This window comes from Streptomyces odontotermitis (assembly GCF_050510915.1).
GTDB lineage: Bacteria > Actinomycetota > Actinomycetes > Streptomycetales > Streptomycetaceae > Streptomyces.
Window position 1 is genome coordinate 170,964 of record NZ_JBNJLS010000014.1, and the last position, 12,373, is coordinate 183,336.

The following is a 12,373-nucleotide window of genomic DNA, read 5'->3' on the forward strand; positions in this document are numbered from 1 at the left end:
TCTCTGACATTTCCCTGGCGTGGCTCTGCAATTCGGCGGAGAAAGCCGGACGGTTCCCTGTACCGGCGGGTGTTGAAACAGCTTCTCCGGATCGACCACCATAGACACATCGCGAAACGTCGATCTGAACTTAGTGACAGGGAAGCAGGAGACAGAAATGACCCGCTCGCTCTCGCACACCGGCTCCGACACCACCGCCGACATCCGCTCGAACACCGCCGACAGCGTCCGCGTCGCCGGATTCTTCCCCGGCCTCGGCAGCCGGTCCGCCTACCAGAACCTCGGCAGCGAGCTCCTCGACTCCGGCATCCCCGAGATCGGCCGCATCTACCGCCAGGCCGCCGCCGCCCTCGGCTTCCCCGGCCGGCCCGGACGGCTCCTGCTCACCCCGGAGAACCTGCCCGCCGACCGCCTGGAGCGACAGGGCTTCATCGGCGCCGCCCTCGTCACCCACAACCTGGCCGTCGACGCGCACCTGCGCCACACCGCCAAGGAGAACGGGCTGCCCGTCACCGTCGCCGCCTACACCGGCGAGAGCTTCGGCATCCTGACCGCCGCCATCGCCTCCGGGTCGCTCTCCGTCCCCGACGGCGTGAGGATCGCCCAGGCGTTCACCCCGCTCCTGCACCTGGCCGCCACCGGACAGATCCCCAACGAGGCGTTTGCCAACGAACTCGCCGCGCACCTGCCCCACTCCACCCGCGGCACCGCCCTCGTCCCCGAGCCCTTCCACGTCGTCGCCCTCAAGGCACCCACCCAACTCGCCCTCGCCGATGCCCTCGACGCCCTCCGCGGCCGGTTCACGGAGGCGGACGTCGAGCCGCACAAGTCGTACTCCCCGCAGCAGGCCAACCTCTACGTCCGGGCCGACGCCCACGGCGAGTTCACCGCCTTCGCCCGCTCCCTGCCCGAGGTGGAGGTGGAGGACCTGAAGGAGCCCACCGTCTTCCTGGCCCACTCCGCCCGGATGCGGCCCGCCCGCGAGGCCCTGGAGCAGTTCCTCGACGCCCACCTGATCGGCTTCTCCGAGCCCGTCGTCCCCGTCGTCGCCAACCACACCGGCTGGCTCCTGACCACCGGCAAGGAGATCCGCGACGCGGTCCTCGCCATGACCGACGAGGCCATGGCCTCCCAGGCCACCGTGGAGAACCTCGACCAGCTCGTCCAGGCCGACATGGTGCTCGAACTCGGCCCCGGCGGAAAGTCGCTGCAGCTCCTCGCCGACAACCGCTCCCCGCTCCCCGCCGCCTCCTACACCGCGACCCCCGACGACGCCGACCACCTCACCCGCCTCGTCTCCCTCACCGACCGGCTCACCTCCCACCTGGAGAAGCTCCACGACACCGACCTCGGCCAGGACCCCGCCCTCCACGACCTGCTGCGCGACCTGTTCCGGCTCGTCGACGAGAGCGACCTCGCCGACCAGTACGTACGCCACGTCACCGAACCCCTCATCGCCCGCGCGATGCTCCGCCCCGAGCGCACCGGAACCGCGTCCTTCTACCGGCTCCTGGAGACCTTCCAGCACACCTACGCCCACCGCGCCCACATCGGCGCCGGCGAACTCGTCCAGCGCGCCCGCCTGAAGAAGCGCCACACCGCCGACCCCGCCGCCCAGGGCCGCGCCCACATCGAACTGCAGGTCCTCACCGCCGACGGCACCACCGGCACCCGTACGCTGACCACCGGCGAGCACGAGGTCGTCGTCTTCCACTTCGACTCCCACCAGGCGACCGACGGCGACGAACTGGCCCGCTCCGTACGGCAGTTGCTCGGCGCCCGGCCGCTGCCGAGCAGCACGTACGACGAGTTCGACCGGATCGACGCCCGCATCGCCTACTCGTACCTGCTCTTCGAGGAGCTGCGCCACAGCCGGCCCGCCGTCTTCGCCCACGACTTCTACCTCGCGGGCAGCGCCCCGACCGGCTGGAGCGCCGCACTCGCCGCGAGCGGATCCCTCTCCGTGTCCGACGCCGCCCGCCTGCACACCGCCGCGGCCGGCGGCGACACCGACGCACTCCACGGCCTCCTCACCCTCATCGGCCCGGCCGAGATCCCGGTCATCTCCCCGCAGGGCGTGCCCGTACAGGCCGAGAAGGACCTGCGCGACGCCACCCGCGCCGTCCTCCTCGACGGGGCGCTGGAGGGCCCGACCCGCCGCATCCACCTCAACGGCGACCTCAGCATCGTCTCCCTCGGCACCGACCGGGCCACCACCGACGCCACCACCGACATCGACGCCGGTTCCTTCAACGCCCACACCCTGGCCGTGCCCTCCCCGGCCGCCGCCCGCACCAAGGGCATCGCCCCCGAACTGGACGCCTTCGAGTACCGGTCCCTGCTGACCCTGACCGACGAGAGCCACCGCATCCGCGAGAACGCGCAGGAGCGCCGCGTCCTGCCCAGCACCGTCGCCTCCTACATCGGCGTCGACGAGAGCCTCGTCTCCTTCGGCAAGGGCGGCAGCGAGTCGATGACGATGTTCGTCAAGAAGGACGGCGAGCAGCGCATCACGGTCCGCAAGATCCTCTCCGAGGCGCTGACCACCGCGCACTGGAGCCCGGACGGCGCGGGCGTGATGCTCGCCCCCTTCGCCAAGGCCCGCAAGCAGGCCGAGTACCTCCAGTCCCTGCCCGCCCCGGTGGGCCGCTACTTCCCCGAGGTCTTCGGCGTCGTGGAGCGCCAGATCCCGATCCCCGCGCACCAGCAGGAGGCGGCGGGCCGGTCCGCCGACCGCGAGGTCATCTACGAGATGAGCTACGTCGACGGCGAAGAGGTCTCCCGCTTCGTGGAGAAGCAGTCGCCGCCCCCGGCCGTCATCGCCCGCCTCTACGAGCAGATCGTGCACGTCCTGAACGACCACGTGCACAGCGTCAACCGGGTGCCCGCACCCGGCGACACCCTGGACGTCTCCTACTTCAAGAAGATCGAGGACCGTCTGGAGCTGTCCCGCCGCACCGCGCCCGCCACCTTCAGCGAGCACCTCATCGACACCGAGCGCATCGTCATCAACGGCACCTCCTACCTCAACCACCAGGCCCTGCTGGAGCGGTTCCGCGGCACACCGGAGTTCCGGTCCGTGCTCGAACCGGCCTTCCACTCCCTGGTGATGGGCGACACCAACACCGAGAACATCAAGATGCTGAACGTCCAGCCCCTGCTGCACGCCCAGCACCTCATCGAGGACGACGCCCCGCAGGAGGAGATCGACGCGGCGCTGCAGGCCATCACCGCGGAGTCCCTCGGCATCAAGTTCCTCGACCCGCGCGCCATCGGCTTCAAGGGCGAGGGCGCCGCCACCCGCGACGACGCGATGTACGACAACAAGCCCTGGCACAACTCCATCGGCCACTACGACGAGATGCACTTCGAGCACTTCACGATGAACGTCGACGCCGGCCCCGGCAAGACGCCGCAGGTGACCGTCGACTTCGAGCCCGGCAACCCCTACCAGCTCGCCTACCGCGTACGCGACGTCGTCGCGGGCGGCGGCAGCGTCGACCCGGCGAATCCGCAGGGCATGGAGGACCACTTCGCCACCGTGATGACGCGGGCCCTCGGCCTCGACGACCCGGACTCGCCCTTCCTGCGCGACGACCCGTACTGGATCGTCCGCTTCGTGTTCATGATGGGCCAGCACTTCACCGCCATGCCGCCCTTCCACTTCCAGGCCGAACTCGACGGCACCCTGCCCGACAGCTGGCAGACGCAGCGCCGCCCCGTGGCGATCTACTGCGAGGGCATCAAGTGGCTCAACTGGGCCCTGGAGATGCTCGAAGGCAAGCGCACCGAGTTCCTCGGCCTCCCGGTCCCGCCGCTGCCCCACCTCGCCTGACACCGGCTCCACGCCCAACCCGCATCCCCACTCACGCTCACTCACAAGAAGAGGACCCAGCCATGACGAACACCATCTCCACCACAGCCGCCGCCGCTACGGCCCCCGCCCTCACCCTCGACGCCCTCGCGAACGAGACCCGCATGATCGCCACGCCCTGGTCGCGCATGGTGCGCGGCATCGGACTCGGCCAGTACCCCGTCTCCTTCGATCACGAGGCCGCCGCCCGCATCCGGCACACCTTCGGCCTCCTGGAGAAGAAGGGCGTCACGGAAGCGAGCCCGTACACCCGCTTCTCCCAGCTCCTGGCCGACCTGGTCCTGACCGCCGAGGAGCCCGGACAGCCCCACCGCCGCAGCACCGTCGAGAACGCGCTCGGCCCGATCCTCCACGCGATCCGCGCCGAGAAGAACCCGTACTTCCGGCTCATGGCCACCACCATCCTGGTGGACACCGTCGCCAAACTCGGCCTGGACAGCGGCCTGTTGGTCAACGACGACATCGACATCGTCGCCGAGCTCCTCCAGGTCGCCGACGCGATCGAGCCCGACCAGATCAAGGACGAGAACGCCGGCCGCCACGGCCACTACGAGAGGCTGTCCGCCTACTCCGCGGCCTTCCTCGCCATCGGTCAACTCGGCCTGAAACACCGCCTCGTGGCCGACGGCCGCGACTACGTCACCGAGGCGTTACACCTCCTGGAGAAGATCCCCGCGCCCTTCTACCGCGGCCGCGGCGGTTCGATGCTCCTGTCGGTGATCACCCTCCTCGGCTACGGCGACCACATCCACGCCCGCGGCCGCGACTACATCAAGGAGACCCTGGACTACCTCGACCGGGCCGACGAGATAGCCAAACCACCGGCGTTCCCGCAGCCCATGTCCGACGCGTTCGTCAAGATCTATCCGCTCCTGACCCTGCTCAACGCCATAGCGATGACAGGCCGTTCGCAGACGTACCTGACCTACGGCAAGGACCGCCTCGCCGAGGCCGGGAAACTCCTCGAAGAGATCACCCCGGTCGAGCGCACCCACATGGGCCTGTACTACCTGGTGGCCCTGAACAACCTGGGAGTGCTGGAACAAGAAGTCCCGGACCAGGACGCCTTCGTCAAGGACATCGTCGGCCAGTGGGAGCACACGGACCCCGGCCTTAACTACTTCCTCAACGGGATCGCGTACGCGTACATCATCCAGACCGCGATGCTGACCGGCTCGATGGACCAGATCGGCGACGGGCTCCTGGACCGCTATGTGGCGGGCTTCCCCGACCTCGACCGCACCGACGACGACCGGGTCAACCGGCCCTACCCGTTCGCGTACGCGCTGAACGTCCTCGGCGAAATAGGCGAGGCGGGGCGCCTGTTCACCCCGCACCCCGCGTACGGGGACCGGACGCCGACGGAATGGGTGATCGACAGCCTCTCCGAGGGAGGCAAGGAGGAGGGCCGCCTGTACATGCTGAACCACGCCCTGGTGTCGTACGCGCTGAGGCTGCGCGGATCAGAGGGCGGCGAGACACCACTGTTCGCGGACTTCCGCTCCTAGGGGCTTACGAGGCTCCCCGTGCTCACGAGTGACCGAACCGAAAGCCGATCCCTCGCACGGTGACGATCCACCCCTCGCCCAGTTTCCCCCGCAGACTGGACACATGGGTGTCGATGGTGCGCCCCCGGTGCGACCAGGTGTCGTTCCACACCTCGGCCAGCAACTCCCGCCGCGACAGCACGGTCCCGGGCTTCGAGGCCAGCACGAAGAGCAGATCGAACTCCTTGCGGGTGACGTCCACCGGCTGCCCGCCGAGACGGACCTCACGGGCCTGGGCGTCCAACTCAAGAGGGCCATGAGCAATGACGCTCTTCGGCTCCTCCTTCGGAAGGGCCCGCCGCAGCAGGGCCTCCATCCGGGCGAGCAACTCCGCTTTCCGGTAGGGCTTCACGACATAGTCGTCGGCCCCGGACTTCAGCCCGAGCACCAGATCCAGCTCCGAACCCCGCCCGGTCACCGCGATGATGGGAATGTCACGCATCGCCCGTATCCCGCGGCACAACTCCAGACCGTCGAGATCCGGCAGATCGAGATCGAGGAGAATCAGGTCGGCGCAGCAGTGCGACTTGAGCGCCTCTTCCCCCGTGGGAACGGTGAAAGCGGTGTAACTGTGCCGCCGCAGATCGGACATCAGATCCTGAGCGGCCCCGGGATTGCTCTCGACGACGAGAACCCGGACCGCCTGACCGCCCCCCGCCTCCTCCACGGGCGGTGAGCCCGCGGGCTGCGCACCCCCAGGCTGCCGTAGGCGCGGACCGACCAGCTCAGCTCCGTCGAGTGCCATGACCCACCCCCGTACGCATCGTCGAACAATTGCGCGTTGAACCGCCTGCCAGAGTATCGGGACGGGGCGGGACGGTCCCGGCGAAGATGCCCAAGTCACCATCCGGTGCGGCGAGCCATGGGTGGTCCTGCTCGCTGGGGGCGGTCACGGCGCCGCACAGCCCCGGTCGAGATATCCCACGACGACCTCCGGGTCCTCGGTACGGAGCGCGAGATGGCCATCGGGGCGGATCAGAACGAGAGTTCCGTCCCGGGCGCCGTACAGGTCCGCCGCCTCGGGGCCGACCAGGTCTCCCCGCCCGGAGCGAACGGCCAGGCAGGTCCGTACCCCGATACCCGGGCCCTCTCCGCGCTCCAGGACGGCCAGCCCTCGGGCCGCCTCCGCACCGAATCCCAGAACGGTCCAGTGCGGGCCGCGGGTGAAGTCGAAGAGCCGGGCGGGAGCCCCGTCCGCGGTGGTGCCGCGGGCGTCGGGAGCGCGGTCCCCGGGGCGGACCCCGCCGCGGGGGCCGCTGGCGACGGTGAGCGGCGAGTGCCGGTAGGCGATGCCGAGCTGGTCGGTCCTGGCGAGCAGACGGCTCATGACGGCGGGCCGCCTGACCAGCGGGAATATGACGTGGTCGCGCAGGAAGCGGCGAGCTCCCCGCAGGGCGAAGACCGACTCGAAGCCGCGGGAGCTGTCGGCGAGTACCTTGGCGGCGACCGGGACCCGCTCGCAGCTGTAGCTGTCGAGGAGCTGGTCCGGGGCCCCGCCGAGGACGGCGGCCAGCTTCCAGCCGAGGTTGTAGGCGTCCTGGATACCGGTGTTCATGCCCTGCCCGCCTGCCGGGGAGTGCACGTGCGCGGCGTCCCCGGCAAGGAAGACGCGGCCGTGGCGGTAGTCGGAGACCATGCGGGCGTTGAAGCGGTAGCGCGACAGCCAGGTCGCCTCGCGCAGCGTCACGTCGGTGCGGCCCGAACGCTCGCGGAAGAGGAGACGGAAGGTCTCCAGCGTCGGCTCGCGGACGCTGCCGTCGGGGCCGGGGAGCACGTTGGCCTGGAACTGCCAGGCCCCCTCGGCGTTCGGCAGCGGTGACAGCGCGAGGTAGCTGCCGCCGTCACCGAACCAGGCGTACGCGGCGTCGCTGTCGAGCCCGTCGACCGTGACGTCGCCGACGAGGAAGTACTGGTCCTCATGGGTGCGCCCTTCCAACGTCGCGCCCAGCAGCCGCCGCACGGTGCTGTGGCCGCCGTCGCAGCCGACCAGGTAACGCGCCCCGACGGTCTCCCCGTTGCCCAACTCGGCGACGACGCCCTCGCCGTCCTGCTCGAAGGACACCAGCCCCGCGCCGTATTCGACCTTTCCGCCGAACCCGACGAGCCGCTCGCGCAGCACCTGCTCCACCCGCCACTCGGGCAGCAGCACCAGGCTCGGGTAGGGCACGCCCGGGCGTGCCCTGGCCGCGGTGCCCAACTCCACGACGAGCTCGCGTCCTTGGTGCAGGCGCAGCGGCTGGCCGGTCGTGCTGGTGGCCAGGATCTCGTCGATCACGCCGAGGTCGTCCAGCACCTCCAGGCTGCGGGGCTGCAGCCCCTTGCCGCGCGAGCCCGTCGCCGGCGCCTCGTTCAGGTCGATCACCGCGTGGGGGACGCCGCGCCGGGCGAGTTCGAGGGCGAGGGTCAGACCGGTCGGCCCGGCACCCACGACAAGGACCTCGACGTTGCGGATCATCGGCCTCTCCTTCCGGCGGAACGGATTCACTACGTTGTAGTACTACGGTGTAGTAGAGTCAAGGGCATGCCCAAGAAGAGCGACCGACGCGGACTGCTGGCCGACATCGCGATGCGGCTGATCGACGAAAGAGGGCTGGCCGCAGTGACCCACCGGGCCATCGACAAGGCCGCCGAAGTCCCCGTCGGCACCACGTCCAACTACTTCCGCACCCGTGCCGCGCTCTACGAAGCCATCGCCCACCGCATCCTTGACCAGCAGGTGGCGGCCGAACAGCCGTCGCCGCCAACCGACCTGACACCCGATCAACTCATCGGCCTGCTCACCGAGGCCGTCGACGCCGCAACGGGCCCCGCGCGCAACCGCTACCTCGCCCGCTTCGAACTCTCCCTGGAGGCCGCTCGCTCCCCCGAACTAGCCGCCCTCATGCGGGAGTTGCGCTCCGTCACCCTGGGAGTCCGCGCGAGCCAGATCCGCGCCGTCCACCCCCACGCGACCGACGAGCAGATCGACGCCCTGGTCTCCCTGCTCACCGGCATGGCCTTTGAACGCATCACCCTGGGCGTTCCCTCCATGGCCACCCGGGACGCCGTCGCCGCCGTCACCACGGGCGTCCTCGGCACGCCTTGAGTGTCGTGTCAGGAGCGGCGACAGCACGATGACGGTGCGGTGTCAGGGGGGCGGGCGACCGTGGTGACACCAACCCGGACCGAACACCCGAAGGAACACACCATGTCGACCACCTCCGCTCCCTCCACCGACCTCACCGCCCTGACCACCGAGGACAAGAACACCCTGCGGACCGCCGCATACGGCGCCGTCTCCCTCCTCGCCGCCGCCGACGCCGCAGGCTCGCCCCACAAGGTCGCCACCCACGGCACCCTCGCCCTGAACGCGGCCACGGGCCTGATCGGGCACGTACTCGCGGAGAAGACGAAGATCAAGAACGTGAACGGCAGGTCCACCGCCGAACTCGCCGACCACGTCCTGCCCGCCCTGACGGCAGCGATGACCCTGCTCAACCAGCAGAACCCGGCAGCGGCCGCCGACTTCCGCAGCACCGTCAACGTCGCCGTCGACGCGGCGACGCAGGCCCACAAGGGCGCGCCCACCCCCGCGATGGCCGCGATGACCCGCAAGATCAACGGAGCGCTCGACGCCGCCTGACGGGATGCAGGGTTGCTCAGCCGGGTTCGCGTCCCGGACCGAGCGTCACCGCGGTACCGGAGCCGGACAGCGCCCGGCCGACCGAGTCGGCCGTCCGCCCGTCCGCGACGCGCACCGACGGCACTCCACCGGCCAGGGCCTCCCGTGCCGCGACGAGCTTGAGCGCCATGCCGCCGCCGGCGAACCGGCCGGGCGCACCGGTCGCGGGCACCTCGTACACGGGCAGCACGCTGGTCTCGTCGTCGGGGTCGGCCAGCACCCCGGGGGCGCCGGTCAGCAGCACCAGGCGGTCGGCGCCGAGTGCCGCCGCCAGCGCGGCCGCGACGCGGTCGGCGTCGACGTTCACCGGATGGCCGTGCTCGTCGATCGCCGGCGGTGAGACCACCGGCACGAACCCGGACCGCAGCAGGGCCCGGGGGAGTTCGACGCGCACCTCGCCGAGCCGGCCGCTGAGGTTGTCCCGGACCAGGACCGTCCGGCCGTCCACGACGGCCCGCACGGCGGACTTGCGGCGGGCGCGCAGCATGCCGCCGTCCAGGCCGGTGAGACCGGCGGAGGGCACCCCGAGGCGGGACAGCTCCGCGACGATCCTCGGTTTGACCCCTCCGGCCAGAGCGAGGACGACCACCTCGAGCGTCGCCGGGTCGGTGTACCGGGTGGACACCTTGTCCGGGGAGACGAGGGTGCGCTGCGGGACACCGAGTCTCCCCGCCAGCCGCGCGATCTCTCCGGAGCCGCCGTGCACCAGAAGGACCGACTCTCCCTCACCGGTGAGCCGGGCGACTTCGGCGCAGATGCCCCCGGCGTCGACGGCCGGGTTGCCGCCGCACTTGATGACCGTCAGCGGCCTGGTGGTCACGGTGTCTCCCGTTCGCCGGAGGAGGGTGGACGTCGGGTGGATCGGACGGAGAGGACACGGCCGGGGAGGCCGGGCATCGCGCCGAGAAGGGACGGTACGACCGAGCCCGTCCCGGGGGCGTCCGCGGCAAACGCATGCGCGGGGACACATCCTGTGGACCTTCGCCTCCTCGGCTGAGCATCCCGCTTACCTCGCGGTGAACCCTGCCCGTGCCACGCTGAAATCGATCTCGAACGCCCGACACGAGAGGGGCAGACAAGCTGATGAGCCTGGTCGACGTGCACACGGAATGGGATCCGCTGGAGGAGATCGTCGTCGGGACCATGGAGGGCGCCCGGATGCCCATCGTGGACCGGAGCCTGCTCGCCACGGAGTTCCCCGACATAGGTGACCCGCAGCAGATTCCGGCAGGCCCGTATCCCTCTCAGGTGGTCGAGGAGACCGAGGCCGAGCTGGAGGAGCTGGTGGAGCTGCTCACCGGACTCGGCGTCACGGTGCGGCGGCCCGGCGGGCGCGACCACAAGTCGCTCGTGTCCACCCCGGACTGGAGCACGGACGGCTTCTACGACTACTGCCCCCGCGACGGGTTCCTCGCGGTCGGCACGTCGATCATCGAGTCGCCGATGGTGCTGCGCGCCCGGTGGCTCGAGGGATTCGCCTACAAGGACCTGTTCCGCGAGTACCTCGAAAGCGGCGCGCGCTGGCTCTCGGCGCCCAAGCCCCAGCTGACCGACGACATGTACGAGCCGAGCGCGGCCCCCGGCAAGCGGCTGCAGAACCTGGAGCCCGCCTTCGACGCGGCGAACGTCCTCCGGTTCGGCTCGGACCTGCTCTACCAGGTCTCGGACAGCGGCAACATGATGGGCGCGCGCTGGCTGCAGTCGGCGCTCGGCGACCAGTACACCGTCCACGCCTGCGAGGGCCTGTACACGTCCACGCACATCGACTCGACGATCGTGCCGCTGCGGCCCGGCCTCGTGCTGGTGAACCCGTCGCGGGTCAACGACGCCAACATGCCGGAGTTCCTGCGCGGTTGGGACCGGATCGTCTGCCCGGACCTCGTGGACACCGGTTTCGTCGGCGACCACCCGAAGTCCTCGGTGTGGATCGGGATGAACTTCCTGGTGGTCGCGCCCGGAAAGGCCATCGTGGACAAGCGGCAGACGGGACTCATCCGGGTCCTGGAGAGCCACGGCGTCGAGGTGATTCCGTCGCAGCTCACCCACTCCAGGACGCTCGGCGGCGGATTCCACTGCGTGACGCTCGACGTACGCCGCTCGGGCGGGCTCGCCGACTACCGGTAGATGCCGGTGGCGCGCGACCGGCGACTCGTCGAAGTCGGCGAAGTCGCCCCCCGTGCCGCTGCGCACCCTGTCTCCGTCCACCGGCCCGCCCCTATGGTCGTCCGGTCGGTGGGCCTTGGGGCCTGACGGAGCCCAGCGGAGGGAGACAGCCTTGCGCAGCACACAGGACAGGACCGCGCGCGGGCGGGCTCCGGCCGAGTGTCACCGGCCGTCGCAGGGCGGGCTTCTGGCGGTCGCGCGAGAACACCCAGGGAATCCAGAGAACCCAGAGAACCCAGGGAACCCAGGGCATCCAGAGCGCACCGACAACCCGGCGTACTACCAGGGGCGTCAACGTCTGCGGACGTTGGCGCCCTTCTGCTCGTGACCTCTGGCTCATCCACACGTCGCATCCCTGTCGAGGCGGAACACAATGACCATTCGGGTGCTCATCTGTGACGAACTTCCGGTCATCGGGGACGGTCTGCGGACCCTGCTCGACGCGGTGCCCGACATCGACGTGATCGGCACGACCGACAACGGCATGGAGGCCATCGTCCTCGTGCGCACCACACGGCCGGACGTCGTGGTCACCGACCTGAATCTGCAGACCATCTCCGGTCTCGACATGATCCGCCGACTCGGCAAGGAGGAGATGCCGCTGCGGGTCGTGGTGTTCTCCGCGTGCGACGCCGACAAGACGGTGAGCGACGTGCTGCACGCCGGTGCGAGCTGTCTGCTCGGCAAGGACGCGAGCCCGCAGGAGCTGATCACCGCGATCCGGGCGGCCGCCGCGGGGCAGACCATGCTCGCGCCGAACGTGGCGCACCGGCTGGTCACCTGGTTCCGTGCGCTGCCGGACCCGGGGGAGCCCGCACCGTGTCCAGAGGTGACCGAACTGACCCCGCGGGAACGGGAGATCACGCAGATGGTGGCCCGCGGCATGTCCACCGAGGAGGTGGCCCGCGACCTGGTCATCGGCGAGGCCACGGTCCGCACGCACCTCTACCGGGTGCGGACCAAGCTGGGCGTCCGCGACCGCGCCGAACTCGTGTCCCTGGCCTACCGGTCAGGACTCGTCCCGCTGTCCGGAACCGCCGCCGCCGACGACGACGAGCGGTCCGGACAGCGGGTGGACCTGCGCGTGGGCTGACCTCTCACCACGCCTCTCACCGTGCCTCTCACCGC

General features: G+C 70.2%; 9 protein-coding genes. 6 read left to right on the top strand and 3 right to left on the bottom strand.

Annotation, left to right across the window (positions count from 1 at the left end):
* The first annotated feature begins 157 nt into the window (after positions 1–157).
* On the top strand, positions 158–3,835 hold the full coding sequence (locus ACQB60_RS31240; RefSeq protein WP_496929455.1) for an ACP S-malonyltransferase: 3,678 nt from the start codon (positions 158–160) through the stop codon (positions 3,833–3,835).
* Between the two features lie 62 nt (positions 3,836–3,897).
* Positions 3,898–5,382 carry a hypothetical protein gene (locus ACQB60_RS31245; RefSeq protein WP_496929456.1) on the top strand — a complete coding sequence of 495 codons (1,485 nt, stop codon included), beginning with the start codon at positions 3,898–3,900 and terminating at the stop codon, positions 5,380–5,382.
* A 22-nt stretch (positions 5,383–5,404) separates the two neighbouring features.
* Here the strand turns inward: ACQB60_RS31245 and ACQB60_RS31250 are convergent, their stop codons facing one another.
* Positions 5,405–6,088, bottom strand: a complete 684-nt coding sequence (locus ACQB60_RS31250) for a response regulator transcription factor (RefSeq protein ID WP_496929457.1) — start codon at positions 6,086–6,088, stop codon at positions 5,405–5,407.
* Positions 6,089–6,310: 222 nt separating this feature from the next.
* On the bottom strand, positions 6,311–7,876 hold the full coding sequence (locus ACQB60_RS31255) for an FAD-dependent monooxygenase (protein WP_496929458.1): 1,566 nt from the start codon (positions 7,874–7,876) through the stop codon (positions 6,311–6,313).
* A gap of 66 nt (positions 7,877–7,942) precedes the next feature.
* On the opposite strand from ACQB60_RS31255, the gene ACQB60_RS31260 reads away from it, so the two are divergent.
* A complete protein-coding gene (locus ACQB60_RS31260) occupies positions 7,943–8,506 on the top strand; it encodes a TetR/AcrR family transcriptional regulator (RefSeq protein WP_496929459.1) in 564 nt (187 codons plus the stop codon).
* Positions 8,507–8,608: 102 nt separating this feature from the next.
* The gene (locus ACQB60_RS31265) at positions 8,609–9,043 is read left to right on the top strand and encodes a hypothetical protein (protein WP_496929460.1); all 435 of its coding nucleotides are present in this window, start codon (positions 8,609–8,611) and stop codon (positions 9,041–9,043) included.
* A gap of 16 nt (positions 9,044–9,059) precedes the next feature.
* On the opposite strand, the gene ACQB60_RS31270 is transcribed toward ACQB60_RS31265, so the two are convergent.
* Positions 9,060–9,902, bottom strand: a complete 843-nt coding sequence (locus ACQB60_RS31270) for a [LysW]-aminoadipate kinase (protein ID WP_496929461.1) — start codon at positions 9,900–9,902, stop codon at positions 9,060–9,062.
* A 263-nt stretch (positions 9,903–10,165) separates the two neighbouring features.
* On the opposite strand from ACQB60_RS31270, the gene ACQB60_RS31275 reads away from it, so the two are divergent.
* Both ACQB60_RS31275 and ACQB60_RS31280 read left to right on the top strand, forming a co-directional pair.
* Entirely contained in the window at positions 10,166–11,206 is a 1,041-nt protein-coding gene (locus tag ACQB60_RS31275; RefSeq protein ID WP_496929462.1) for an inosamine-phosphate amidinotransferase 1, read from the top strand.
* A gap of 412 nt (positions 11,207–11,618) precedes the next feature.
* Positions 11,619–12,338, top strand: coding sequence for a response regulator (locus ACQB60_RS31280; protein ID WP_496929463.1), 720 nt, complete (start codon positions 11,619–11,621; stop codon positions 12,336–12,338).
* The last annotated feature ends 35 nt before the right edge of the window (positions 12,339–12,373 follow it).

Excerpts from the sequence above, each read along its gene's own strand:
- ACQB60_RS31275 (WP_496929462.1), top strand. The coding sequence starts at position 10,166 with ATGAGCCTGGTCGACGTGCACACGGAATGGGATCCGCTGGAGGAGATC.
- ACQB60_RS31255 (WP_496929458.1), bottom strand. The coding sequence starts at position 7,876 with ATGATCCGCAACGTCGAGGTCCTTGTCGTGGGTGCCGGGCCGACCGGT.
- ACQB60_RS31240 (WP_496929455.1), top strand. The coding sequence starts at position 158 with ATGACCCGCTCGCTCTCGCACACCGGCTCCGACACCACCGCCGACATC.
- ACQB60_RS31280 (WP_496929463.1), top strand. The coding sequence starts at position 11,619 with ATGACCATTCGGGTGCTCATCTGTGACGAACTTCCGGTCATCGGGGAC.
- ACQB60_RS31260 (WP_496929459.1), top strand. The coding sequence starts at position 7,943 with ATGCCCAAGAAGAGCGACCGACGCGGACTGCTGGCCGACATCGCGATG.
- ACQB60_RS31245 (WP_496929456.1), top strand. The coding sequence starts at position 3,898 with ATGACGAACACCATCTCCACCACAGCCGCCGCCGCTACGGCCCCCGCC.
- ACQB60_RS31265 (WP_496929460.1), top strand. The coding sequence starts at position 8,609 with ATGTCGACCACCTCCGCTCCCTCCACCGACCTCACCGCCCTGACCACC.